This is a genomic window from Pseudomonas sp. UBA6276 (assembly GCF_002438365.1).
Taxonomy (GTDB): Bacteria; Pseudomonadota; Gammaproteobacteria; order Pseudomonadales; family Pseudomonadaceae; genus Aquipseudomonas; species Aquipseudomonas coleopterorum.
Genome location: NZ_DJUS01000107.1, coordinates 30,478 through 56,463 on the forward strand (window position 1 = coordinate 30,478; position 25,986 = coordinate 56,463).

The 25,986-nt window shown below is 62.4% G+C and carries 22 protein-coding genes; 15 read left to right on the plus strand and 7 right to left on the minus strand.

All coding sequences use genetic code 11. The annotated features are described in order from the left end of the window. The 5 genes from atpD to glmS form a co-directional block, all read left to right on the plus strand. The coding region (atpD, locus tag B2V21_RS12515; RefSeq protein WP_286916993.1) for a F0F1 ATP synthase subunit beta at window positions 1–915 on the plus strand (915 nt) is incomplete at its 5' end. A gap of 42 nt (window positions 916–957) precedes the next feature. After that, on the plus strand, window positions 958–1,383 hold the full coding sequence (locus B2V21_RS12520; protein WP_043192055.1) for a F0F1 ATP synthase subunit epsilon: 426 nt from the start codon (window positions 958–960) through the stop codon (window positions 1,381–1,383). A gap of 112 nt (window positions 1,384–1,495) precedes the next feature. Then, entirely contained in the window at window positions 1,496–2,863 is a 1,368-nt protein-coding gene (gene glmU / locus B2V21_RS12525) for a bifunctional UDP-N-acetylglucosamine diphosphorylase/glucosamine-1-phosphate N-acetyltransferase GlmU (protein WP_286916994.1), read from the plus strand. Window positions 2,864–3,089: 226 nt separating this feature from the next. Beyond that, entirely contained in the window at window positions 3,090–3,857 is a 768-nt protein-coding gene (locus tag B2V21_RS12530) for a DeoR family transcriptional regulator (protein ID WP_043192059.1), read from the plus strand. An 11-nt stretch (window positions 3,858–3,868) separates the two neighbouring features. Next, window positions 3,869–5,704 (plus strand): glutamine--fructose-6-phosphate transaminase (isomerizing), encoded by a 1,836-nt coding sequence (glmS, locus tag B2V21_RS12535; RefSeq protein WP_049860447.1) that lies wholly within the window; start codon window positions 3,869–3,871, stop codon window positions 5,702–5,704. 200 nt (window positions 5,705–5,904) lie between these two features. Here the strand turns inward: glmS and B2V21_RS12540 are convergent, their stop codons facing one another. Beyond that, the gene (locus tag B2V21_RS12540) at window positions 5,905–6,798 is read right to left on the minus strand and encodes a LysR family transcriptional regulator (protein ID WP_049860446.1); all 894 of its coding nucleotides are present in this window, start codon (window positions 6,796–6,798) and stop codon (window positions 5,905–5,907) included. Window positions 6,799–7,028: 230 nt separating this feature from the next. On the opposite strand from B2V21_RS12540, the gene speB reads away from it, so the two are divergent. The 9 genes from speB to B2V21_RS12585 all read left to right on the plus strand — a co-directional run bounded on the left by speB (window position 7,029) and on the right by B2V21_RS12585 (window position 17,470). Next, window positions 7,029–7,988 carry an agmatinase gene (gene speB / locus B2V21_RS12545; protein ID WP_049860445.1) on the plus strand — a complete coding sequence of 320 codons (960 nt, stop codon included), beginning with the start codon at window positions 7,029–7,031 and terminating at the stop codon, window positions 7,986–7,988. Continuing rightward, window positions 7,985–8,371 carry a nuclear transport factor 2 family protein gene (locus B2V21_RS12550; RefSeq protein ID WP_286916995.1) on the plus strand — a complete coding sequence of 129 codons (387 nt, stop codon included), beginning with the start codon at window positions 7,985–7,987 and terminating at the stop codon, window positions 8,369–8,371. The genes speB and B2V21_RS12550 overlap by 4 nt, the downstream gene beginning before the upstream one ends. A 119-nt stretch (window positions 8,372–8,490) precedes the next feature. Next, entirely contained in the window at window positions 8,491–9,993 is a 1,503-nt protein-coding gene (locus tag B2V21_RS12555; RefSeq protein WP_286916996.1) for a purine-cytosine permease family protein, read from the plus strand. A gap of 42 nt (window positions 9,994–10,035) precedes the next feature. Next, window positions 10,036–10,896: a sugar phosphate isomerase/epimerase family protein gene (locus B2V21_RS12560; RefSeq protein ID WP_286916997.1), complete on the plus strand. Its 861-nt coding sequence runs from the start codon at window positions 10,036–10,038 to the stop codon at window positions 10,894–10,896. Beyond that, a complete protein-coding gene (locus tag B2V21_RS12565; RefSeq protein WP_286916998.1) occupies window positions 10,893–11,930 on the plus strand; it encodes an isopenicillin N synthase family dioxygenase in 1,038 nt (345 codons plus the stop codon). The genes B2V21_RS12560 and B2V21_RS12565 overlap by 4 nt, the downstream gene beginning before the upstream one ends. A gap of 32 nt (window positions 11,931–11,962) precedes the next feature. Beyond that, window positions 11,963–12,760 (plus strand): ABC transporter substrate-binding protein, encoded by a 798-nt coding sequence (locus B2V21_RS12570; protein WP_286916999.1) that lies wholly within the window; start codon window positions 11,963–11,965, stop codon window positions 12,758–12,760. A gap of 110 nt (window positions 12,761–12,870) precedes the next feature. Then, window positions 12,871–14,388, plus strand: coding sequence for an amino acid ABC transporter permease/ATP-binding protein (locus B2V21_RS12575; protein ID WP_286917000.1), 1,518 nt, complete (start codon window positions 12,871–12,873; stop codon window positions 14,386–14,388). Next, complete coding sequence (locus B2V21_RS12580) at window positions 14,385–15,998, plus strand: 5-guanidino-2-oxopentanoate decarboxylase (protein WP_286917001.1); 1,614 nt, start codon at window positions 14,385–14,387, stop codon at window positions 15,996–15,998. The genes B2V21_RS12575 and B2V21_RS12580 overlap by 4 nt, the downstream gene beginning before the upstream one ends. 32 nt (window positions 15,999–16,030) lie before the next feature. Further along, window positions 16,031–17,470 carry an aldehyde dehydrogenase family protein gene (locus B2V21_RS12585; protein ID WP_286917002.1) on the plus strand — a complete coding sequence of 480 codons (1,440 nt, stop codon included), beginning with the start codon at window positions 16,031–16,033 and terminating at the stop codon, window positions 17,468–17,470. Window positions 17,471–17,612: 142 nt separating this feature from the next. On the opposite strand, the gene B2V21_RS12590 is transcribed toward B2V21_RS12585, so the two are convergent. From B2V21_RS12590 to dapA, 6 genes are all read right to left on the minus strand, one after another. Continuing rightward, window positions 17,613–18,143, minus strand: coding sequence for a DUF1003 domain-containing protein (locus B2V21_RS12590; RefSeq protein WP_049860436.1), 531 nt, complete (start codon window positions 18,141–18,143; stop codon window positions 17,613–17,615). Window positions 18,144–18,272: 129 nt separating this feature from the next. Further along, entirely contained in the window at window positions 18,273–18,959 is a 687-nt protein-coding gene (locus tag B2V21_RS12595; RefSeq protein WP_082223632.1) for a GntR family transcriptional regulator, read from the minus strand. A gap of 37 nt (window positions 18,960–18,996) precedes the next feature. Further along, window positions 18,997–20,415, minus strand: a complete 1,419-nt coding sequence (gene hydA, locus B2V21_RS12600) for a dihydropyrimidinase (protein WP_049860435.1) — start codon at window positions 20,413–20,415, stop codon at window positions 18,997–18,999. Further along, the gene (locus B2V21_RS12605) at window positions 20,416–21,165 is read right to left on the minus strand and encodes an amino acid ABC transporter permease (RefSeq protein ID WP_049860434.1); all 750 of its coding nucleotides are present in this window, start codon (window positions 21,163–21,165) and stop codon (window positions 20,416–20,418) included. A gap of 29 nt (window positions 21,166–21,194) precedes the next feature. Next, a complete protein-coding gene (locus B2V21_RS12610) occupies window positions 21,195–22,025 on the minus strand; it encodes an ABC transporter substrate-binding protein (RefSeq protein ID WP_049860433.1) in 831 nt (276 codons plus the stop codon). A gap of 30 nt (window positions 22,026–22,055) precedes the next feature. Beyond that, window positions 22,056–22,952, minus strand: coding sequence for a 4-hydroxy-tetrahydrodipicolinate synthase (dapA, locus tag B2V21_RS12615; RefSeq protein ID WP_049860432.1), 897 nt, complete (start codon window positions 22,950–22,952; stop codon window positions 22,056–22,058). Window positions 22,953–23,029: 77 nt separating this feature from the next. On the opposite strand from dapA, the gene B2V21_RS12620 reads away from it, so the two are divergent. Then, window positions 23,030–25,972 (plus strand): FAD-dependent oxidoreductase, encoded by a 2,943-nt coding sequence (locus B2V21_RS12620; RefSeq protein ID WP_286917003.1) that lies wholly within the window; start codon window positions 23,030–23,032, stop codon window positions 25,970–25,972. Window positions 25,973–25,986: the final 14 nt, after the last annotated feature.

Below are 25,986 nucleotides of genomic sequence, written 5' to 3' on the forward strand. Positions count from 1 at the left end.
ACCGTAAACATGATGGAGCTGATCCGTAACATCGCCATCGAACACAGCGGTTATTCCGTGTTCGCCGGTGTGGGCGAGCGTACCCGTGAGGGTAACGACTTCTACCACGAGATGAAGGACTCCAACGTTCTGGACAAGGTAGCCCTTGTCTACGGCCAGATGAACGAGCCGCCGGGTAACCGTCTGCGCGTCGCCCTGACCGGTCTGACCATGGCCGAGAAATTCCGTGACGAAGGTAACGACGTTCTGCTGTTCGTCGACAACATCTATCGTTACACCCTGGCCGGTACCGAAGTATCCGCACTGCTGGGCCGTATGCCTTCGGCAGTAGGTTACCAGCCGACCCTGGCCGAAGAGATGGGCGTTCTGCAGGAACGCATCACTTCGACCAAGGAAGGTTCGATCACCTCGATCCAGGCGGTATACGTACCTGCGGACGACTTGACCGACCCGTCGCCGGCGACCACCTTCGCCCACTTGGACGCCACCGTCGTACTGTCCCGTGACATCGCTTCCCTGGGTATCTACCCAGCGGTCGATCCACTGGACTCGACTTCGCGCCAGCTGGACCCGAACGTGATCGGCCAGGAGCACTACGACACCGCTCGCGGCGTTCAGTACGTGCTGCAGCGCTACAAAGAGCTGAAGGACATCATTGCGATCCTGGGTATGGACGAGCTGTCGGAAACCGACAAGCAGTTGGTATCCCGCGCTCGTAAGATCCAGCGCTTCCTGTCGCAGCCGTTCTTCGTGGCTGAAGTCTTCACCGGTGCCTCGGGTAAATACGTTTCCCTGAAAGACACCATCGCAGGCTTCAAAGGCATCCTCAACGGCGACTACGACCACCTGCCGGAACAAGCGTTCTACATGGTCGGCGGCATCGAAGAAGCGATCGAGAAAGCCAAGAAACTGTAATCCTGGCGCCCGGCAACGGGCGCTAATCAGGTTGAGGCAAGTATGGCTATGACAGTCCATTGCGATATCGTCAGCGCGGAAGGAGAAATCTTTTCCGGCCTGGTCGAGATGGTGATTGCGCACGGTAACCTGGGTGATATCGGTATCGCTCCAGGCCACGCCCCGCTGATCACCGATCTCAAGCCGGGCCCGATCCGCCTGATCAAGCAGGGTGGCGAAGCCGAGGTGTTCTACATCTCTGGTGGTTTCCTCGAGGTTCAGCCGAACATGGTCAAGGTTCTTGCCGACACCGTGCAGCGCGCTGCCGACCTGGATGAAGCTTCCGCTCAGGAAGCCGTCAAGGCTGCCGAGAAGGCCCTGAACGAAAAAGGCGCAGACTTCGATTACGGATCTGCCGCCGCACGCCTGGCCGAGGCTGCAGCCCAGCTGCGCACCGTCCAGCAGATCCGCAAGAAATTCGGCGGCTGATGCGTCGATTCACTTGCGATTGAGTAAAAGGGTAGCCTCGGCTACCCTTTTTCTTTTTCAGCATTTCCTCCCCGGTCAGCCTGCTGGCCATTCTCCGGATTGGTAGCCGTCCATGTCTCTCGATATCGTCATTCTCGCCGCTGGCCAGGGCACGCGCATGCGCTCGGCCCTGCCCAAGGTGTTGCATCCTGTCGCTGGCAACTCCATGCTCGGCCATGTTATCCACAGCGCGCGCCAACTCCAGCCGCAGGGCATTCATGTAGTGATCGGCCATGGCGCCGACGCGGTACGCGAACGCCTCGCTGCCGATGATCTGAATTTTGTGTTGCAGGACAAGCAGCTGGGTACGGGCCATGCGGTCGCACAGGCGGTTCCGGGCCTGAGCGCCGACAATGTGTTGATTCTCTACGGTGACGTACCGCTGATCGAGGTGGCGACCCTGCAGCGGCTGCTGCAGAAGGTCAGTGCCGATCAACTGGGTCTGCTCACCGTCAACCTGGCCGACCCCACGGGCTACGGGCGCATCGTGCGTGATGCCAATGGCCAGGTGCAAGCCATCGTCGAGCACAAGGACGCCAGCGACGCACAGAAAGCCATAAAGGAAGGCAACACCGGTATTCTTGCGGTCCCTGGAAAGCGCTTGGCCGACTGGCTGGCGCGCCTGTCCAACGACAACGCCCAGGGTGAGTATTACTTGACCGACGTGATCGCCATGGCGGTCAGCGACGGCTTGGTGGTTGCCACTGAAACTGCTCAGGATCCGATGGAAGTGCAGGGCGCCAATGATCGGCGTCAGCTCGCGGAACTGGAGCGTCACTACCAGCTGCGCGAAGGTCGTCGCCTGATGGCTCAAGGCGTGACCTTGCGCGACCCGGCACGCTTCGATGTGCGCGGAGAAGTCACCGTGGGCCGCGATGTCCTGATCGACGTCAATGTGGTGCTCGAAGGTCGCGTGGTGATCGAGGACGATGTGGTCATCGGTCCCAATTGCTACATCAAGGACAGCACCCTGGACCGCGGCGTGGTGGTCAAGGCCAACAGTCATCTCGACGGTGCCGTGTTGCATGAAAACAGCGATGCCGGCCCGTTCGCGCGGCTGCGACCGGGTACGGTGCTGGAAGCTCGCGCTCATGTGGGTAACTTCGTCGAGCTGAAGAACGCGCGCATGGGCGAGGGCGCCAAGGCTGGTCACTTGACCTACCTTGGGGATGCGGACATCGGTGCCGGCAGCAACATCGGCGCGGGGACCATCACCTGCAACTACGACGGGGCGAACAAATGGAAAACCACCATTGGTGAGGACGTGTTCATTGGTTCGAACAATTCGCTGGTAGCACCTGTGGATATCTTGGCGGGGTCGACCACTGCTGCGGGTTCGACCATTACCCAAGAAGTGCCGGAAGGGCAGTTGGCAGTGGCACGGACCCGGCAGCGCAATGTTGAAGGGTGGAAACGGCCGGTGAAGATCAAAAAGCCCTAGTTATCCACAGTACGGTGATTTTATCACTGACCTCTTCGCGGGCAGAGGGCTTGGCCGCCCGCCCCGCTCCCACAGTGTCCTGTGTGCTAATTCGTGAGAGCGAGGCGGGCGGTGAGCCCTCCGCCCCACGAAGAGATTACACAAAAGCTTTGCTTCACCATTGACGGATCTTTCATTTTAGGTTTCTATTGCCTTCGTTATATTTCGAAACGAAACTTAGGTCGTCATGTCGAAGCGCAATACGCCTCAACGCCGTCACAGCATCCTCGCCTTGCTCAACGAGCAGGGCGAAGTGAGTGTGGATAACTTGGCCAAGCATTTCGCCACGTCCGAAGTGACCATTCGCAAGGACCTTGCCGCCCTCGAGAGTCACGGGTTGCTCCTGCGTCGCTACGGCGGTGCGGTGACCATGCCTCAAGAGCTGATTGGCGAACCGGGCCCGCGCGTCTCGGCCATCAAGCAATCCATCGCCCGCGCAGCCGTTCTACGTATCAAAGAACACGCGCGGATCATCATCGACAGTGGCAGCACCACGGCGGCGATGATTCCGGAGTTGGGCAAGCAGCCGGGTCTGGTCGTCATGACCAACTCGCTGCACGTGGCCAACGCTCTGGGTGCGCTGGAGCACGAGCCCGTGCTGCTGATGACCGGTGGCACCTGGGATCCGCACTCCGAATCGTTCCAGGGCCAAGTGGCCGAACAGGTGTTGCGCTCCTACGACTTCGATCAGCTCTTCATCGGTGCCGACGGCATCGATCTGGAGCGCGGCACGACGACTTTCAACGAGTTGCTGGGCCTGAGCAGGGTAATGGCCGAAGTCGCTCGCGAAGTGATCGTCATGGTCGAGTCCGACAAGGTCGGACGCAAGATTCCCAATCTGGAGCTGCCCTGGGGCCGCATCAGTACCCTCATCACCGATGATCGTCTGCCGCTCGAAGCGCGCGATCAGATTCAGGCGCGCGGGATCGATCTCGTGCTCGCCGCTACCAGCTAGGAGAAGCGAACATGTGTGGAATCGTCGGCGCCATTGCGGAGCGCAACATCACAGCCATTCTGGTCGAGGGTCTCAAGCGCCTGGAATATCGCGGCTACGACAGCGCCGGTGTCGCGGTGCTGGGCGAAGATGGCAGCGTGCAGCGCCGACGTCGTGTGGGCAAAGTCGCCGAACTGCAAACGGCGCTGGCGGAGGAGCCACTGCTCGGCAAGCTGGGGATTGCCCACACCCGCTGGGCTACCCACGGTGCGCCCACCGAACAGAACGCTCACCCCCACTTTTCCACAGACGAAGTGGCCGTGGTGCACAACGGCATCATCGAAAACCACGAAGTGTTGCGCACCCAGCTCAAAGAGCTGGGCTACGTGTTCACCTCGCAGACCGACACCGAAGTCATCGCCCACTTGCTGCACCACACCCTCAAGGCCCTGCCGGACCTGGCCGATGCGCTCAAGGCGACGGTCAAGCAACTGCACGGCGCCTACGGCCTGGCTGCCATCAGCGTGCACCAGCCCGATCGTCTGGTCGCCGCCCGCAGCGGCAGTCCGCTGGTGATCGGCCTGGGCATGGGCGAGAACTTCCTGGCCTCCGACCAGTTGGCCCTGCGCCAGGTGACCGACCGCTTCATGTACCTGGAGGAAGGTGACATTGCCGAGATCCGCCGTGAAAGCGTGCAGATCTGGGACGCCGCGGGCGCACCTGTGGAACGCGAAAGCGTGCAGTACCACGAAGGCGCAGAGGCCGCCGACAAGGGCGAATATCGCCACTTCATGATGAAGGAGATCCACGAGCAACCTACCGTGGTACAGCGCACCCTGGAAGGCCGTCTTGGGCAGAACCAAGTGCTGGTGCAGGCCTTCGGTCCACAGGCGGCCGAACTGTTCGCCAAGGTGCGCAACGTACAGATCGTCGCGTGCGGCACCAGCTATCACGCGGGTATGGTTGCGCGCTACTGGCTCGAAGGCCTGGCCGGCATCCCTTGCCAGGTCGAAGTGGCCAGCGAGTTCCGCTATCGCAAGGTCGTGGTGCAGCCCGACACCTTGTTCGTCTCCATCTCCCAGTCCGGCGAAACGGCTGACACCCTGGCCGCATTGCGCAACGGCAAGCAACTCGGGTTTCTCGGCAGCCTGGCCATCTGCAACGTCGGCATCAGCTCGCTGGTGCGCGAGTCCGACCTGACCCTGCTGACTCAGGCAGGCCCGGAGATCGGTGTGGCTTCGACCAAGGCGTTCACCACGCAGCTGGTCGCGCTGATGTTGCTGACGCTTTCCCTTGGCCAGGTACACGGATCATTGGAGGAGGGTGTCGAGGCGCAGCTGGTGGCCGAGCTCCGGCGCCTGCCCACCCGCCTGGGCGAAGCCCTGGCCATGGACACCACCATCGAGCGCATCGCCGAGCTGTTCGCCGAGAAGCACCACACGCTGTTCCTGGGCCGCGGCGCGCAGTTCCCGGTGGCAATGGAAGGTGCACTGAAGCTCAAGGAGATCTCCTACATCCATGCCGAAGCCTATCCTGCTGGCGAATTGAAGCACGGGCCGCTGGCGCTGGTGGACAAGGACATGCCGGTGGTCACCGTGGCACCGAACAACGAGCTACTGGAAAAACTCAAATCCAACCTGCAGGAAGTGCGCGCGCGCGGCGGCGAGCTGGTGGTATTCGCCGATGAGCAGGCGCAGCTGAGCAACGGCCCCGGCACTCATGTGGTGGCCATGCCGCACATCATTGATGCGTTGGCGCCAATCCTCTACACCATTCCGTTGCAGCTGCTTTCGTACTACGTGGCGGTGCTGAAGGGGACGGATGTGGATCAGCCGCGCAATTTGGCGAAGTCGGTGACGGTGGAGTGAGGGGGGAGTAGGTTGCGAACTGTGGTCGTTCGGATTGAAAACCGTTCAGTAAGCTAAAAAACCGTACGAACAGGGGGCCTTCAGGTCCCCTGCTGGCCAGGCCTCATCGTGTAGCGGTCTGCCAGCAAGGCGCATTTCCGCGGCGCTGAATACTCGATTCGCGAGCTTTGCTCACTCCTGCGGATTTTGTGTCACTTGAATCAGCCGGCTTCAAACCACCCCCTCAACCGATCTCGAAAGCTCTGTATCAACGGCTCCCTCGACCGTCCCCGCCGCAAAGCCAATGAAAACGGTGCCTGATACCCGAACGTCGTCGGCAACAACACCTTCAACCGCTTCTGATCCGCCCAGAATTGCGCATAGTGTTCCGGCAGATAGCCGATATACGCCCCCGACAGCACCAAGATCAGTTGCGCCTCCATCGATTCCACCGTCGCCGCGCTGTGCTTGAACCCGTGGCGGGCCAGTTCCGCCTGGCTCCAGTACCCGCGCCCGACCATCCGTTGTTGGGTGATCACCTCGGCTGGAATTCGCCGCTGCTCGAACAACTCATGCCGATCGCTGCAATACAGCCAGTGTTGTTCGCGGTACAGCGCTTGGTACATAAGCCCATTCATGCGCACGGAGAAGGCGCCGATGGCCAGGTCCAGGCGATTTTCCTGCAAGCCCAGTTGCAGTTGCGCGGGGCTGAGCACGGAGAGGTGCAGGTGTACTGCGGGGTGTTCCTTGCTGTAGGCGCCGATGACGTCGGCCAGCGGCAGGGCCGGGTCGCTGACGGTGGAGTCGAGCACGCCGAGATTGAGAGTGCCGCGCAGTTCGCCTTTGAGGGCGGCGCTGTAGCGTTCGAAGCCTTCGAGTTCTGCGAGCAGGCGCAGGGTTTCCTGATGGAACAGTTCGCCTTTGCTGGTCAGGCTGAAGCCACCACGGCCGCGGTGGCAGAGCACCAGGCCGAGCTGGGTTTCGAGCTGGCTCATGTAAGTGCTGATGGCGGAAGTGGAGAGGTTGAGTTCCTGCTGCGCGGCGGCGAAGCCCTGGTGGCGTACTACGCAGGCGAAGATGCGCAGCAGTTTGAGGTCGGGCAGGGCAGAGGACATTGGGGTGGGCTCCGGGGCAGTTCAGGTCTTGTAGGGTTGGGCTGTGGCGCGGGCAGAGCCCTTTTCCACAGGTCCATTGCCGGATGGGATATCGCAGTGTTTCAGAGGGCCAGTGTATCCGCGGATAGTTTAGAAATCTCTGAACTGATTATTTGTGGGCAGCGATTCTTCTAGCTGCGGGGCGTCACCAGAATGGAGTCACTTCAATGACCACAAAGTGAGGCCACCCCGTGGACACGACTTTCCACCAGCCTTTGGGCGGGAACGAGATGCCTCGTTTCGGCGGCATCGCCACCATGCTGCGTTTGCCTCATATACAAGCCGCCGAAGAACTCGATCGGTTGGATGCAGCGTTTATCGGTATTCCGCTAGATATTGGCACTTCGCTGCGTTCCGGCACTCGTTTCGGGCCACGGCAGATTCGTGCCGAGTCGGTGATGATCCGTCCTTACAACATGGCCACCGGTGCCGCGCCGTTCGATTCGCTGAACGTGGCCGACATCGGCGATGTGCCGATCAATACCTTCAACCTGCTCGATGCGGTGCGCATCATCGAGCAGGAATACGACCGGATTCTGGGCCACGGTATCGTGCCGCTGACGCTGGGAGGCGATCACACGCTGACGCTGCCGATCCTGCGGGCCATTCACAAGAAGCATGGCAAGGTCGGACTGGTGCATATCGATGCGCATGCCGACGTCAACGATCACATGTTCGGCGAGAAGATTGCCCACGGCACCACGTTCCGCCGCGCGCAGGAAGAGGGTCTGCTGGACAGCGACCGTGTGGTGCAGATCGGCCTGCGGGCTCAGGGTTATACCGCCGAGGATTTCAACTGGAGCCGCAAGCAGGGTTTCCGTGTGGTGCAGGCCGAGGATTGCTGGCACAAGTCGCTGACGCCGTTGATGGCCGAAGTCCGCGAGAAGGTCGGTGGTGGGCCGGTGTACTTGTCGTTCGACATCGATGGCATCGACCCGGCCTGGGCACCGGGCACCGGGACACCGGAGGTCGGCGGGCTGACTACGATCCAGGCGCTGGAGATAATCCGAGGTTGCCAGGGGCTGGACTTGATCGGTTGCGATCTGGTCGAGGTGTCGCCGCCGTATGACACCACCGGCAACACCTCGCTGCTGGGCGCCAACCTGTTGTACGAAATGCTCTGTGTGCTGCCGGGCGTCGTCCGTCGATGAGCCGTGAAACCGAGGTTCTCGAGGCGGCTGCGGCGCTGGTCGCGGCCTTTGCCAGCAACGACACGGCACGTTATTTCGACTGTTTCAGTCCTGACGCCAGTTTTGTCTTTCATACCCTGGCCAAGCCGCTGAACTCGCGGGCCGAGTATGAAACGTTGTGGCAGCAATGGCAGATCGATGGTTTTGCGGTGCTGGGCTGTGAGTCGAGTAACGCCTGGGTCAACGTGCAGGGCGATACGGCCATTTTCGTGCATGACGTGGCGACGCATGTGCGCATCGGTACCGAAGAGCTGCGCTTGAAGGAGCGCGAGACGATCGTATTTCGCTGTGAGGGCGAGCGCTGGCTGGCCTGGCATGAGCATTTGTCGGAAGTGACGGGCTAACCGCCGCGACATTATAAAAAAATAGCAGCAACCCTCCGCCCGGGGTCAACGGGCGGCCATAAAGGGTCAGCGTGCCTGCGCTGGCCTTACAACAACCGTGACAGGTGCTGGAGCAACACATGAGCCATTCGACGCGTATCGAAACCTTTGGTGTCGAGCAGATACCCGACAACCAACGCGATGCTTCCCCTATCGATCTGTTTCGCTTGATCTTCGGCGGTGCCAATACGTTTGCCACGGCGGTGCTGGGCAGTTTCCCGGTGCTGTTTGGGCTGTCGTTCCAGGCCGGGGTCTGGGCGATTCTACTGGGCGTGGCGGTGGGGGCGTTGATTCTCGCGCCGATGGGCCTGTTCGGCGCCATTAACGGCACCAACAACGCGGTGTCGTCCGGGGCACACTTCGGCGTCCACGGGCGCATCATCGGTTCGTTTCTGTCACTGCTCACGGCGGTGGCGTTCTTTTCCCTCTCGGTCTGGAGCTCTGGCGACGCGTTGGTCGGTGGCGCGAGACGACTGGTTGGCTTGCCGGAAACCGACTTCAGCCTGGGCTTGGCCTACGGGCTGTTTGCGGTGCTGGTATTAATCGTCTGCATCTTCGGTTTTCGCTTCATGCTGTGGGTCAACAAAATCGCGGTGTGGGCGTCGAGCCTGCTGTTTCTGCTGGGCATTCTGGCGTTTGCCGGGCCGTTCGATGCGGGCTATGCCGGCAGCGTCAACCTGCAACAACCGGGCTTCTGGGCGGCGTTCATCGGCGCGGCGTTGCTGGCGATGAGCAACCCGGTGTCGTTCGGCGCCTTTCTCGGCGATTGGTCACGCTACATTCCGCGTGACACCGACAAGACCCGCATCATGCTCGCGGTGCTGGCCGCTCAGGCCGGTACGCTGATTCCCTTCCTGTTCGGCCTGTGCACTGCGACGCTGGTCGCGTCCCAGGCACCGCAATACATCGAGGCGAATAACTATGTCGGCGGCCTGCTGGCGATTTCGCCGAGCTGGTTCTTCCTGCCGGTGTGCCTGATTGCGGTGATCGGTGGCCTGTCGACCGGCACTACGGCGCTGTATGGCACGGGGCTGGACATGTCGAGCATGTTTCCGCGCCTGCTCAGCCGCGCTGGCGCCACGCTGTTGATCGGTGTGGCGGCGATTGCCTTTATCTTCATTGGCCGCTTCACCTTCAATCTGGTCCAGAGCGTGTCGACCTTCGCGGTGCTGATCATCACCTGCACCAGCCCGTGGATGGTGGTGATGATCCTTGGCCTGATCAGCCGTCGCGGTTTTTATCACGCCGATGACTTGCAGGTGTTCACTCGTGGCCAGCGCGGCGGTCGCTACTGGTTCCACCATGGCTGGAACTGGCGCGGCCTGGGCGCGTGGATTCCGAGCGCGGCGGTGGGCCTGTGCTTCGTCAATCTGCCGGGGCAATTTGTCGGGCCGCTGGGCGAACTGGCCGGCGGTATCGACATCAGTCTGCCGATCACGCTGGGCCTTGCCGCGCTGCTGTACCTGACCTTGCTGCGCACGTTTCCGGAGCCGGCTTCGGTATACGGCCCTAGGGGCGCGCACCCGATGCTGGGCCGCAAGGCCATGAGCAACGTCACTCAATCGGCCACCGCCCATTTGTGATCCGTGCTGTGCCCAAGCGGGCACAGGCGGCGAGGTTCGCCCATGAAACTGGAAATCTTTCGTACGCTGTGGGGCTATCGCGGTACATGGCAACAGGCGCTGGTCGAGGCGCGTGCTGCGGGCTTCGACGGCTTCGAGGCGCGCATCCCCGAGGACGCGACCGAGCGGGCGGCGTTCGCGGCGTTCCTGCGTGACAATCGCGTGCCGTACATCGCCATTCTTTTTACTTCGACGCCGGTGCTGCCGTTGCAGGCGGCAACGCCGGCCGAGCACCTGACGGACTTTGCCCGCAAGTTGCAACTGGCCGTCGAACTGGAACCACGCTTCGTCAATGTACTGGCCGGCAACGACCGCTGGCCGCTGGCTCAGCAGGTCGACTTTTTCGCTGAGGCGCTGGAGATTGCAAAACGCAGCGGCCTGACCTGCAGCTTTGAAACCCACCGCGCACGCTCGCTGTTCAATCCGTGGTTGACCCTGCAATTGATCGAGCAAGTGCCCGACCTGCGCTTTACCAGCGACGTCAGCCATTGGGTGGTGACGTGCGAGCGACTGCTCAACGATCCCGCCGATGACCTCAGCGCCTTTGTCGAGCGCGTGCATCACATTCAGGCCCGGGTCGGCTATGACCAAGGCCCGCAAGTGCCACATCCCGGCGCGCCGGAATACGCCGCTGCGCTGGCGTTTCATCAGCAGCACTGGCAAGCCATCTGGCGCTCGCAACAGGCCCGCGGATACACCGGCACCACGCTGACGCCGGAGTTCGGCCCCGATGGTTACCTGCATCATTTGCCGTTCACCGATGTGCCGGTGGCCGACCTGTGGAACCTGAATGCGTGGATGGGCCGCACCGAGCGCGAACACTTCACTGCCTTTTCCAACCGTCCAGAGAGCCTGCTGCCATGAGTGATCGTTCTGCTTTCACCCGCATTCCCGTGGTCGATATCCACGGTCTGTTCAGCGAACGCCTGGAAGATCGCCAGGCAGTGGCCCAGGCGCTCGGCGAGGCGGCCCGCCATGTGGGCTTTCTGTACATCACCGGCCACGGCATTGCGCCGCAGCTGATCGATAACCTGCACCGCGCCGCCGAACAGTATTTCGCCCAGCCGCTGGACGCCAAGATGCAGCACTACATCGGCGCTTCCGAGAGCCACAAAGGCTTCGTTCCCGAGGGGGAGGAGGTGTACGGCACCGGCAAGCCAGACCATAAAGAGGCGTTCGATATCGGTTTTGAAGTACCGGCAGACAACCCGCTGGTGCTCAATGGCACACCGCTACTGGGGCCGAACAACTGGCCGACCCTGCCGGATTTTCAAGCGGCGGTGCAGGCCTATTACAAAGCGGTGTTTGCCTTGGGGCATCAGCTGTTTCGCGGCTTTGCCCTGGCGCTGGGCCTGGATGAACATGCCTTCGACGACATGGCCTGCTTTCCGCCGTCCAAGCTGCGCCTGATCCATTATCCGTTCGATGGCGACGCACAGGACGCACCGGGCATCGGCGCGCATACCGACTACGAGTGCTTCACCATTCTCAAGGCCGACCAGCCGGGCCTTGAGGTAATGAACGAGCAGGGCGAGTGGATCGATGCGCCGCCGGTCGACGGCGCCTTCGTGGTCAATATCGGCGACATGCTCGAGGTGATGACCGCCGGCGCCTTTGTCGCCACCGCGCACCGGGTGCGCAAGGTCAAGCAGGAGCGTTATTCGTTTCCGCTGTTCTATGCCTGCGATTACCACACCCAGATCAAACCGCTGCCGCCCTTCGCGGCCGGCGAGCAGAACTACACGCCCATCGCCATTGGCGAGCACATGTGGGCCCAGGCTTTACAGACCTATCAGTACCTTCGCCAGCGTGTCGCCGACGGGCAGATTGCCTTGCCGCAGCACGCCAGAAAGCCTTCTAGCTTCGGGCACCTGAAAAACCAGAGCGTGACTTCGTGATCTGCCTTTCCCCTCAATCTGGAATCATGACTATGCCAAACACCACGTTTTCGCGCCTTGCCACTTCTGTGCTCATAGGTGCCGCCCTGTTCGCCGGCAGCGTACAGGCCGCGCCCACTGCCACGCCCGGTACGCTGAAGGTCGGCATGGAGATTTCTTACCCGCCGTTCGAGTCCTACGACGGCGACAAGGTGGTGGGCTTTGATCCTGAGGTGTCGACCGCGCTGGCCAAGCAACTGGGCGACCTGAAGGTCGAGTTCGTAGACACCCGCTTTCCGAACCTGATCCTGGGCCTGAACGCCAACCGCTTCGACACCATCATTTCCGGCATGTACATCACCGACGAGCGCACCAAGCAGGCCGACGCGATTCCGTACGCGCAAGTCGGCGCGGCGATCATGGTGCGCAGCGACAGCACCGCCAAACCGCAGCAGCCTGAAGACTTGTGCGGTCTGAAAGTCGGCTTGCAGCAGGGCACCAACTGGATCAACCAGCTCAAGGCAGTGTCGGCTGATTACTGCACCAAGCAGAACAAGGGCGAGATCGCCATCAGCGAATTCCCGACCACCGCAGAAGCTTCGCAGGCGTTGATGTCCGGCAATATCCAGGCGCATCTGGAAATCTCGGCGGCATCGAAGATGATCGTCGACAAGGCCCGTGGCCGTATCGTGATCAGCTCGCAGAAATCCCTCTACCCGCAGACCCTCGGCATTTATGTGAAGAAGGGCAACACCGAGCTGCTGGAAAAGATGCGTGGCGCGGTTGAGACCTACAAGCGCAGCGGCGAGTACAGCGAACTGCTGAAGAAGTACAACCTGGATCCTGCCTGACATCCTCCCTGTGCAGGGGCGCGGCGATCCGGCATTCCGGCAAGCGCGCTCCTGCAACGTTCGTGCTAACCCCGAGCTGATCGCCATCCATCCGCTATACCGAGGTCAACATGGCATTCGAATGGGCCTACTTTTTCTCACTGTTCTCCGTCTCGGCCTTCTGGAAGGCCTGCCTGACGGTGGTGCAGCTCAGCACCTTGTCCTGGACCTTGGGTCTGGTGCTGGGCTTTGTACTGGCCAGCGCCAAGCTGTCGACGCGTGCCTGGCTGCGCCTGCCGGTCAGCCTGTACATCTGGCTGTTTCGCAGCATCCCGCTGTTGGTGCTGCTGGTGTTCGTCTATAACCTGCCGCAGCTGTTTCCAGCCGCCGGCAGCGTGCTGTCGCAGCCGTTCTATTCGGGGCTGATCGCGCTGGTACTGACTGAAACCGCGTACATGGCCGAGATTCACCGGGGCGGCCTGCTGTCGGTGCTCAAGGGCCAGCGCGAAGCGGCCAAGGCGCTGGGCATTCGCGGGCTGGGCGCGCAGCGGCTGGTGATCATCCCGCAGGCAATTCGTATCTCCCTGCCGACGTTGACCAACGAATACGTGACCATCGTCAAACTCACCTCGCTGGTCTCGGTGATCTCGCTCAGCGAGCTGCTGCTGGTCGGCCAGCGCCTGTACGCGCAAAACTTTCTGGTACTGGAGACCCTGGCAGCGGTAGCCGTGTATTACGTGTTGATCGTCACCCTGTTCGGCTGGCTGTTGCAGTGGGCCGAGCGCCATCTGGACCTCTCACGCAAAAACGCACAAACCCTGGAGGCCGTGCAGACCGAAGCCTTGCGCCAACCAGCCGGCCTTGCGAAGCCGCGTTGCGAGCCGGGGGCGGGACAGCCCGACGCCTTGCAACTGCGCAACATTCACAAGCGCTATGGCAACCATGAAGTGCTCAAGGGCATCGACCTCGCTGTGCGGCCCGGTGAGGTGATTTCGATCATCGGCCCGTCCGGCTCCGGCAAGACTTCGTTGATCCGCACTATCAATAGCCTGGAGACCATTGATCAGGGCGAAATCGTGCTGTTCGGCCATGACTTCATCAAGGCCGGCACACGCACCGATTCTCCGGTGATCCGCCAAGGCATCCAGCGCATCGGCATGGTCTTCCAGAACTTCAATCTGTTCCCGCACCGGACCATTCTCGACAACGTCATCCTTGCCCCGCGTTACCACAGCCTGGCCAGTACGGCTGAGTTGCGCCGCAAGGGCCATGCCTCGCTGGACCGGGTCGGGCTGCTGGCGCATGCCGACAAGTATCCGCACCAGTTATCGGGCGGCCAGCAACAGCGCGTGGCGATTGCCCGCGCGCTGGCGATGGAGCCCGACATCATGCTGTTCGACGAACCGACCTCGGCGCTGGACCCGGAACTGGTGGGCGATGTGCTCAAGGTGATTGGTGACCTGGCGGCCGAAGGCATGACCATGCTGATCGTCACCCACGAGATGGATTTCGCCCTGTCGATTTCCGATCGCATCGTGTTCATGGAAAACGGCCACGTGGTCACCGACGCCTCGCCAGCGGCGATCCGCCACAAAGGCGATGCGCGGGTGCGGCGCTTTATCGGTCTGGAACAGGAGAGCGCAGCATGAGTACGTGTGCAAGCACTTGCGGAGAGTTTCTGGTCAAGCAACTGCATGCCTGGGGCGTCGACATGGTGTTCGGCATTCCCGGCGTGCACACCGTCGAGCTGTATCGCGGCCTGCCAAACAGCGGCATTCGCCATGTCACGCCGCGCCACGAACAGGGCGCGGGCTTCATGGCCGACGGCTATGCGCGTGTCAGTGGCAAGCCTGGGGTATGTTTCATCATCACCGGCCCCGGCATGACCAATATCCTCACCGCGATGGGCCAGGCGTATGCCGACTCGATTCCGATGCTGGTGATTTCCAGCGTCAACGAGCGTCATCGCCTGGGCCTGGGCAACGGCTATCTGCATGAGTTGCCCAACCAGCGGACGATGGTCGCCGGCGTCAGCGCATTCAGCCACACGCTGATGAGCGTCGACGAACTGCCTGCTGTGCTGGCGCGGGCCTTTGCGGTGTTCGACAGCCAGCGCCCACGTCCGGTGCACATCGAGCTCCCGCTGGACATCATCACCGCCAGCGCCGATCACCTGACGCTGTTGCCGCGCCAGGTCATCGCCCGACCGGCGCCGGACCTTGAGGCGATCAGCAAGGCGGCTGCGCGGTTGCGCGCAGCCCAGCGGCCGCTGCTGTTACTCGGTGGAGGCTGCGTGGCCGCGATGGACGAAGTCCGCGAGCTGGTCACCCGGCTGGATACACCGACGGCCCTGACCATCAATGCCAAGGGTTTGTTGCCGGGCGGGCACCCGTTGTTGCTGGGCAGCAACCAGTCGCTGGTACCGGTACGGCAACTAGCGCTGGACGCCGATGTGGTGCTGGCGATCGGCACCGAGCTGGGCGAGACCGATTACGATGTGGTGTTCGATGGCAACTTCAGGATTGGCGGCGAACTGATCCGCATCGATATCGATGCCGAACAGTTGACCCGCAACCATACGCCGCATCTCGCGATCCTCAGTGATGCGACGGCAGCGATACGCGCTTTGCTCGCCGAGCTGCCGGCGCGGGCGGCCAGTGCCGATAGCCTTGGCGTGCAGCGTACGGCGGCGGTGCAGCGGCAACTGGCCGAGGATTTCAGCAGCTTGGCGCACTACCGCAAACTGTTCGACTGCGTGCTTGAAGTCCTTCCCGAGGCGCGCTTTGTCGGCGACTCGACGCAGACGGTGTACAGCGGCAATCACCTGGTCGAGCTCAGCAGCCCACGCCGCTGGTTCAACGCCTCCACCGGCTACGGCACTCTTGGCTACGGCCTGCCGGCGGCCATCGGCGCCAAGTTGGCCGAGCCTGCGCGGGTGGTGATCAGCCTGATGGGTGACGGTGGCATTCAGTTCACCCTGCCGGAACTGGCCAGCGCCGTGGAGGCGCAGGTTGGCATCATCGTGCTGCTCTGGAATAACCAGGGCTACGGCGAGATCAAAAGCTACATGCAACGCCGCGACATCACGCCGCTGGGCGTCGACATCTACACCCCGGACTTTCTCGCGATAGCCCGCGGGTTTGGCTGCGTGGCCGAGCGCGCCCGCGATTACCAACACCTGCAAACCCTGCTGCGCGAAGCCCCGGATGATCGCCCGCTGATCATCGAAATCAACCAGGCTCCACCGTTTGCCCCCTGAACCCGCTATAAAATCCCCGATGGAGCCACACCATGAACACCCCGCACTACATCAATGGCCGCTGGCAGGCGGGCGAGAGCGCTGATGTCCTGACCGTGTACGATCCGGCACTGGGACTGCCCTTCGTCGAACTGATCGCCGCCAGCAGCGCACAGGTCGATCAGTCCGTGGCTGCCGCCCGCGCCGCGCTGCCTGCTTGGAAAAACACCCCTGTCGCCGAGCGCGCCGCCGTATTGCGCGGTTTCGCCGAGCACCTAACCCAGCGCCGCGAAGCGCTGGTCGCCTTGCAGATGCGCAACAACGGCAAGCCTCGGCACGAAGCCGAAGTCGATCTCGACGACGCTGTGGCGACCTTCGGCTATTACGCCAAGCTGATCGAAACCCAGGCCAGCCACCGCGACGTCGAACTGGCCGTGCCCGGCTTCACGTCCCGCACACGGCTGGAACCGGTGGGCGTGGTTGGCCTGATCGTGCCGTGGAATTTTCCGCTGGTCACCAGCGCCTGGAAACTCGCCCCGGCCCTGGCGGCCGGTTGCACCGTGGTACTCAAACCCTCGGAAGTCACCCCGCTGATCGAGCAGGCCTACGCCGAAATCGCCGATAGCCTGGGTTTGCCCGCCGGCGTGCTGAATATCGTCAACGGCAAGGCCGACATCGGCGCGGCACTGAGCAACCATGCGGGCCTCGACAAGCTGTCGTTCACCGGCAGCAACGGCGTAGGTAGCCAGGTGATGCGCAGCGCAGCGGCATTCTGTCGGCCAGTCACTCTGGAGCTGGGCGGAAAATCGGCGTTCATCGTGTTCGATGACTGCGACCCCGACGAGGCGGTGGAATGGATCGTGGGTGGCATCTGCTGGAACGCAGGACAAATGTGCTCGGCCACTTCGCGGCTGCTGATTCAGGACGGCATCGCCGAGGCACTGATCCCGCGCTTGCAGGCTGCGTTCGCCGCACTGCGGGTAGGTAACCCCCTGACCGAAGAGGTCGACATGGGACCGCTGACCAGCCAGGCGCAGTGGCATAAGGTGCGCGAGTATTTCGCCATTGCCGAACAGGAAGGCTTGCGGTGCCTGAGCGGCGGCGCCGCGCTGACGCGAGACGGCTGGTTCGTAAGCCCGACGCTTTACCAGGACGTGCCGACGAGCAGCCGTTTGTGGAATGAAGAAATCTTCGGCCCGGTGCTGTGTACTCAGCGTTTCAGCCGTGAACAAGAGGCGATCGATCGTGCCAACGACAGCCGCTTCGGCCTGGTGGCCACGGTAGCCAGCCGCGATATCGCCCGCGCCGAGCGGGTGGCTGATGCGCTTGAGGTCGGGCACGTGTGGATCAACTCGATTCAAGCGGTGTTCGTCGAAACGTCGTGGGGTGGCAGCAAGGGCAGCGGCATTGGGCGCGAACTCGGCCCCTGGGGGCTGGCGGCGTATCAGGCGGTGAAGCATGTGACGCGGGCCGGGGTGCCTGGGCTGAACTGATGCGAGGTAGCCAACCGTGTAAAGAAAAAAAGCCAGGTCGCCTGCGCGCCTGGCTTTTTGTTCATCGCGGCCTTTTTTCTCCAATGGCATGAGCACAGACGGTTATGCGGCCAGTTGGAGGGTGGGTTTTCCACAAGCCTTCTCAAACCGTCCCCTCAGGCTCCACCTTGGCCAATATCCGATCCAGCCGCTCGACGATCTCCTTATCGATCTTTTCATGCAGTCGCATGATCTCCAGCTCCGCGCGCAGGTTCACCTCGAAGTCCAGGCTCGCGGCCAGGCGGTCTTTGGCTGACTGGCGGTTCTGGCTCATCATGATCACCGGCGCCTGAATGGCTGCGACGGTAGATAGCATCAGGTTGAGGAAAATGTACGGGTAGGGGTCGAACGCCAGGCCGAAGTGATCGAGCACATCGGTGTTGAGCAGCATCCAGCCCAGCAGGATGATGGTGAAAGCGATGATGAAGGCCCATGAACCACCGATTGCGGCTACCCGGTCGGACAGCCGTTCACCGAAGGTGGCTACCTCGTCAGAGGCGTCACCGGCATCGCGGCTGACGGGCAGTCGCTTTCTCATCTGCTCCAGCACATGGATTTCTTCGGGTTCGAGCTGATGGGGGTGTTTGCCGAGGAAGCGTCGAGCCAGCGGTTCAAGTGGGTGCTTGGTGGCCATGGGGCAGGGTCTTCAGATGGTGAGGAAGACGGCCACTATCCCATGGAATTCGACGCTGTTGAATGCCCGGATGTGACTGGCGCGAAGGATGTCTCCTCTGCGCAGGTGCCGGGTATAGAGGGGTCTGGATTACTCTGAAAGGGCTTTGAGCACTTCATTGCGCAGGTTCTGGATGTGCTGTCGCATCGCCAATACCCCGGCCTCGGTATCCTGCTGGCGCAACGCATCGAGCACGGCCGAATGCTCGCTATGGTTTTCCTTCTGCCGATGCAGGGGGCTGTGCAGGCGGAAAAGGCGGGAGTTGGCGCGCAGTTGGGCGAGCAACTTTACCAGCACCGTATTGCCGGAGGCTTCGGCAATGAAATTGTGCAGGCGATCGTCGAACAGCCAGTAGTCGTTCTCGTCGTGCTCGCCTTGGTCCAGTTCCTGCAGTTCCGCCGCGAAGACTTCCAGTTGAGCTTGGTCGATCCGTCCGGCAGCCTTGACGATGGCTTCGCACTCGAGCATTTCGCGCAGGGTCATGCTGTCGAAGTATTCCTTGGTATCCACCGCGCGAACGGCAAACGAGCGGGCGCCGCGGCGTACCAGCAGGCCCTCGCCGGCCAGGCGTACCAAGGCTTCACGCATGGGTGTACGGGAAACCTTGAGCTCATCCGCCAACCGGGATTCAGACATCTCGCTGCTGCCCGGGATCTTGCGTTCCAGGATCAACTGACGCAGCAGTGTGTAGATCTGCTCCGCCAGGCTGGAAGATTTCAGGGAGAGCGGGGTGGCCGCCATGATCGCGGCGAGCGCTTTGTCTTGGTTGTCCGACATGAAAGTGTTGAATCCGTAATGAATGAGTGCAGCCCGGTCATTTCTGCGCAGGGAAGGGCGCTGCGCATGGGAGGAAACGCCCCGCTCCGGCGGTGCCGCAATAGGCACCGTGGGCCCACACCGGCTTGCCACGCGACAAGGTCCATGCCGGCCATGCCTTGAGCTTGAAGCCTTCGTACGGAGTGTAATCTGCCGCGCTATGCAGGTCGACATGGCGAAGGGTCTTATCCAGGTCGTTGTCCCAGATCACCAGATCGGCATCGGCGCCCACGGCGATGGTGCCTTTCTGGGGATACAGCCCGTACAGGCGTGCCGGAGCCGTGGCCGTGAGTTCCACGAAACGCTCGGCGCTGATGCGTCCGCCCAATACACCTTCGCTCATCAGCAGCGGCAAGCGGGTTTCCAAACCCGGGATGCCGTTGGGAATACGGTCGAAGGAGGCATCTTCGCCGTGCAGCTTCTTGCCCTGCGGATCGTCGAAGTTATAGGGGGAGTGGTCCGACGAGAAGATCGTGAACGTACCGTTGGCCAGCCCATTCCAGATGGCCTTCTGGCTATCTGCATCTCGTGGCGGCGGGCTGCAGATGCACTTGGCACCATGGAAATCGTCACCTATGCCCAGGTCTTCGGCCGTCAGAAATAGATACTGCGGGCAGGTCTCCGAGAAGATGTTGAACCCTTGGCCGCGCGCCCAGTGAATCTGCTCCACTGCCGCGCGGCTGGAGACATGCACCAGCAGGATGGGGACGTCTACCAGTTCGGACAGGGAGATAGCCCGGTGGGTCGCCTCGCGCTCGCCAATCGCGGAATGGGCCAGCGCATGGTAGCGCGGGGCAGTCTTGCCTTGAGCCAGCAGGCGCTCGGTGAGCCAGGCGATGCAGTCGTCGTTTTCCGCATGGATCATGCTCAAGGCACCCAGCGTGCGAGCCGCGTCGAGTACATCGAGGATTTCACGGTCTGACAGCTTCAGCGATTCATACGTCATATAGATCTTGAACGAGGTGTAACCCGCCTCGACCATGCGCGGCAGTTGTTCCTTGACCACAGCGGGAGAAGCGTCGCTGATGATCAGGTGAAAGGCGTAGTCGATGCTGGCCTGACCCTCGGCACGTCGGTGGTAGTCGGCCACTGCTTCGTCCAGGCTTTGTCCCTTGAACTGCATGGCGAACGGAATCACCGTGGTGGTGCCACCGCAGGCTGCCGAGCGGGTGCCGGTGAGGAAGTCATCCGAGCCTTTGGAGCCATCGTCGGATGCTTGATCCAGATGACAGTGGGCGTCTACGCCACCCGGGGTGACCATGCGCCCGGCAGCATCGATCACCTGGTCGGCCAGGGCAGGATCCAAGCCGTGGGCCAAGGTCGCGATACGACCGTCGCGAACGCCTATGTCGGCGTTGAAGCGACCGCCTACCGTGACGATATCGGCGTTGCTGACAATCAGGTCGAAGCGTTGCATTCAGCGACTCTCCTTGGCGGTGGTGGGTAAGGCAGCAGGTGTGTCGAGCGCAGGCACATTTTTATTGCTGCCGCGATCGACAAGGTAGGCGGTTGCGTAATGACGCTCGATGCGCCGTTGGACGAAATCCCACAGGGTGGTGAGGATCAGGTAATAGGTGGCCGCCACCATGAACAATTCCAGCACCATGAATTTCTCCTGAATGAGCATCTGCGTGCGGCGCAGCAACTCCTCCATGGAAATCACCGACGCGATCGAGGTGGTCTTGAGCAGGCCATTGAAGCTGTTGCCCAGGGTCGGCACGATCAGGCGCATGGTCTGCGGGAACACCACATAGCGCAGTACGCCCAGGCCGCGGAAGCCCAACGCCTTGGCCGCATTGATCTGCCCCGGCGGGATGGCCTGGACGCCACCGCGGATGATTTCGGCCAGGTACGCCGCTTCGTTGATCACCAGCCCCAGCACCACCGCTTCGAGCACGCTGAAGCGCAGCCCCAGTTGGGGCAGGCCGGTATAGATGATGATGAGTTGGACCAGCAACGGCGTGCCGCGGAAGATCCAGATGTACAGGCGCGCAGGGGTCGACAACCAGACCCTGGGCGACATCCGCGCGAACGTCAGCAGCGCACCCAGTACAAGGCCGCCCAGCATCCCGGCCAGAGTCAGGCAGACGGTGTAGAACGCCCCCATCATCAAGAAATGATTGAAGAGGTAGTCGAAGTACCCGGTCCAGCTCCAGCCTTGATTCATCAGTCATGCCTCCTTTGAGTGGCGGACGTTCAGGTGGTCGGGCCCTTGACGGTGAAATCGCCGGACGTGCTCTGGGCGCCGTAGCGCTTGAACAGGGCCTCCAGGCTGCCATCGGCGCGCATGTCGTTGAGCACCTTGGCGGCGGCATCGGCCAGGGCGCGGTCCTTGAAGGCGATGGCGACCGGGGTCGGTTCCAGTCCGGCGATCACCTGTTTGAATTTGCCTTGGTTCTGATACTCGACGGCGACCGAGTCCAGGCTGACCACCGCTTGAACCTGGCCGGCGCGCAGGGCCTGGAAGGCGATGGAGAAGTTATCGAAGGTACGGATATCGATAGGCTTGAGGCCCTTGGCAACCAGTTCGGCGCTGGCTTTCTTGGCAGCGTTTTCCTCGAAGCCACCAATCTCCACGCCCACGCTCTGGCCGGCGAGATCTTCCAGACGGCTGATCTTGCCGGGATTGTCCGGGAGTGCCGACAGGCTGACGGCCTGGTTCTCGTAAGGGATCATCCACATGATCCTGGCTCGCTCGGGGGTGAAGAAAATGCCGGTATTGATCATGTCCCAGCGGCCTCCCTGTAGGCCCGGCACCATGGCCGAGAATTCGATACGCACGTAGTCGGGCTGCAGGCACAGGCGCTTGGCGATTTCCGCGCCCAGCTCGATGCGCATGCCCTTGAGCTCGCCGCTGCTGTCGACGAACTGCAAGGGTGGCAAGGTTGGGTTGGTCGACATCACCAGGTGGCCGGGGTTGATCAGGGTCAGTCCCGTCGGGGCGGTGCAGTCGGCGGCAAAGGCCGGGGCTGCCGCGAAGGTGGCCAGCAGGCCGAGGGTCAAAAGGCTGCGCAGGGGTGCTCTCATGGACGTGCTCTCTAGTCGGCGAAGGATTGATCAGCCACGCAGGCTGCCGATGACCTGAAGTTCTTCCAGGGCGGCGCGCAAGGCGTGTTGTTGCGGCAGTGCCAAAGGCAAACGTGGCGCGCGCGGGTCGCCGACTGCGAGTCCGAGCATGTCCAGCCCGGCTTTGCTGGCTGCCACATAGTGCGGGCCGCCTACGGCACGCACGATGGGCAGGATTTTCTTGTAGATGGCCAGCGCTTCGTCGCGATTACCGCGGTCCACGGCGGCTTCGAACATTTGCGCGGAGAGTTTGGGCAGCAGGTTGGACGTCACCGCGATCCAGCCGCAAGCACCGAGCCAGAACGACTCGTAGCCCAGAATGCCGGCGAACACGTTCATGCGTTCGCCGCACAGTTCGATGATGTCGCGTACCCGGGTGACTTCCAGGGTGGACTCCTTGATGTAGTTCACGGTGTCGATCTGCGCCAGGCGCGCTACCGTGCTGGGAATCAGGTCGACGTTCGCGGTCGCCGGGTTGTTGTAGATCATGATTGGTATGTCGATTGCTTCACCCACTGCGCGGTAGTGAGCGAACAGCTCGTCCTCGTTGGGACAGCTATAGAAAGGCGGGATGATCATGACCCCATCGGCGCCCATCGACTGCGCTTCCAGGCTCAGCTCGACGCAATCGCGGGTCCATTCGGCGCCGGTGCCGATCAGGACCGGAACACGCCCGTTGGCGGTGCGAATTACTGTTTCGGTGACCAATTGCCGCTCTTCGCGGGTCATCGACAGAAACTCGCCTGTGCTCCCCAACGGAATCAGGCCGTGGATGCCTTCGGTTATCTGCCATTCCACCAGGCGTTCCAGAGCAGCAACGTCAACCGCGCTGCCGTCGGCCGTGAAAGGTGTGATCAGGACTGTGTAGGTACCGCGGAAATGTGTCATCGCAGATTCTCGAAGGTTGTTGCATACCGATTGTATACGTATACAATCGGTATGCAACAACCTCTGGATCTTTTCTGATGCGTCTTATCCATCCCGCAATCGAAAGCATCGCCGCTGCCGTTACCTTCGAATACGACGGGCAGCCGGTCTCAGCACTGGCGGGCGAAACCATTGCCGCGGCGCTGGCTCGGGCGCACATCGTGGGCGTGCGGCAGACCCGCTACAGCGGTCGGCGCGGTCTGTATTGCGGGATGGGCGCGTGTTTCGAATGCGCCGTCGAAGTGGACGGGCAGGGTGGACAGCGCAGTTGTCTGGTCAAGGTCAGCGATGGGATGCAGGTCAGCAGTGGCTTGCCAGCCCAGGCACAACTGGCGCCCCTGGCGCCGACACCCCAAGGTCATGAGCCGGCAGTAGAGCGCCCGGATGTACTGGTGGTCGGCGCCGGCCCTGGCGGTTTGTCGGCTGCACTGGCCGCCGCGCAGCGGGGTGCCAAGGTACTGGTGCTGGACGAGCGCTCACAAAGTGGCGGGCAGTTCTACAAGCCCTTGGCACCGTCCCACGGCTTCAAACGTGCCCCGGCCGCGCAGTTCGCCAAAGGGCTGGCATTGGTAGCCGCAGCCAGGGCGGCCGGCGTGCAAATCCGTCAGGGCGCCAGCGTATGGGGCGCCTTCGGCGTCAACGAGATTGCCGCGCTGGTAGACGGTGAAGCCTGGGTATTCGAGCCTCGTCAGCTGATCCTCGCGCCGGGCGCCTACGAGCGGCCGGTACCGTTTCCTGGCTGGACGCTGCCAGGGGTCATGACCACAGGCGCCGGGCAGACGCTGGCGCGGGCCTACCAGGTCGCTGCAGGCGAGCGCACCGTGATCAGCGGTAACGGCCCCTTGAATCTGCAGCTGGCGGCAGAGCTGTTGAATGGTGGAGCCGGAGTGTGCGAGGTGTTGGAGTCGGCACCGGCGCCTTCCTTGCAGCGGTGGAGGGAGCTATTCGGCCTGCTGCGCGAGGGCAGTGACCTATTGGCCGAGGGCGCCGCGTACCTGAGTCGCCTGAAGCGCGCCGGGGTGCCGCTGCGCTGGGGGCAAACGGTGATCGCAGCGCATGGCAACGAACGCCTAGAGGCGGTGACCGTCGCCCGCCTGGACATCAACGGCCAAGCGGTGCCCGGCAGCGAGCGACGCATCGAATGCGATGTGTTATGCCTGGGACACGGCTTCATTCCTTCCACGGAACTGGCCCGGATGCTCGGCTGCGAGCAGTACCTGCGTACCACACCCTTCAGCACGCCTGCGGTGCGTACTGCCGAGGATGGCGCGAGCAGCATCGCCGGTGTTTACGTGATTGGCGACGGTGCCGATCTGGGTGGCTCGCGGGTGGCGCTGGCACGCGGCACCTTGGCCGGGCTGGCGGTCGCCCAGGCACTGGGACTGGGCAGCGATGAAGGTCAGGCGGCCTTGGCGCGGCGGCGGCTGCACAGCGCCGAACGGTTCCAGTCGGCGTTGTGGCGCCTGTACCAAGCGCCGCCGGTAAAGCTGGCGGGCCTTGCCGATGCGACTCCGATCTGTCGTTGCGAAGAAGTCGACCTGGGCACCTTGCGCAAGGCCGTCGGCGACGGGCACGACACACTTGCCAGCCTCAAGCGCAACACGCGTCTGGGCATGGGGCGCTGTCAGGGCCGCTATTGTTCGGGCGTCGCCTGCCAGCTGCTGGAGGAAACCTGCGGTCGTGCTCCTCAGGTGGAAAGCGGCTTCGCCCCACGTCCACCGGCAAAGCCGGTACCCATTGCGGCCCTGACCTTCGAGAAGCCCGAGTGGGGCGGCCACTTGCCCGCCATGACACCGAACCTGGCCCGGCCGGTGGAAACCACGCCGCTGACCGAGCAGCATACCGATGTGCTGGTGATTGGCGCCGGAGTACTGGGCAGTTGTCTGGGCTATTACTTGGCCAAGGCGGGTGCCCAAGTGCTGGTGATCGACCGTGATGACAGCAACCTGCAGGCGTCGGGCGCCAATGCTGGCAGTCTGCATGTGCAATTGCTGTCGTTCGACTTCGGCGCCAAGGCCCAGGCGGGCGGTGGCCCCGCCGCGCAGACTCTGCCGCTGGGGCCGCTGTCCATCAAGTTGTGGCAAGACCTGGAGCGGGCGTGCGGCGAGTCGCTGGAAATCAAGATCACCGGCGGCCTGATGGTTGCCGAGAACGAACCAGGCCTGCGCTTCCTCGAGCAGAAGGTACACCTGGAACGCAGCTACGGTATCGATGCGCAGATGCTCGATGGCGCCGAACTGCGCCGGCTTTCGCCGCACTTGGCCGATAACCTGATCGGTGCCGAACTCTGCCCTCTGGAAGGCAAGATCAACCCGTTGCGCGCGACCTATGCCGTCGGCGCGCTGGCCCGTGAGCAGGGCGCACGCTTTCAGCGCGGTACCAATGTGCAGGGCATCGAAAAACTGGCCAACGGCGGTTTTCGCGTGACCTCCAGCCGTGGCGTTATCGTAGCCAAGCGCTTGATCAACGCCTCGGGCGCCTGGTCCAGCACCATTGGCGACATGCTCGGTGTGGCCATTCCGGTGAAGGGCGCGCCCTTGCAAATGATCGTCACTGAACGTGCTCCGCCCTTGGTTGATCACCTGATCGCCCATGCCGACCGTCACCTGAGCCTCAAGCAGAGCGCCAACGGTGGCCTGCTGATCGGCGGCGGTTGGAGCGCCGGCTTCAATGCAGCCATGCGCCTGAACCACGCCGTGCGCAGCAGCATCGAGGGCAATCTGTGGGTCGCCGCCAGGGTCCTGCCCGCCCTGCGCGGGTTGCATATGCTGCGCAGTTGGGCCGGCATGAACGTGAACATCGACGGCGCACCCATTCTGGGTGAAGTCCCCGGCGTACCTGGTTTCTTCAACGCCGTCACCTCCAATGGCTACACCCTGGCGCCGATCGTGGCGCACACGGTGGCCGAGTTGATCATCAACGGGCGGACCGAACTGGACATTTCCGCCTTCCGTATCGAGCGCTTCGGCGCCACAGCCTGACAGGGATCGAAGTG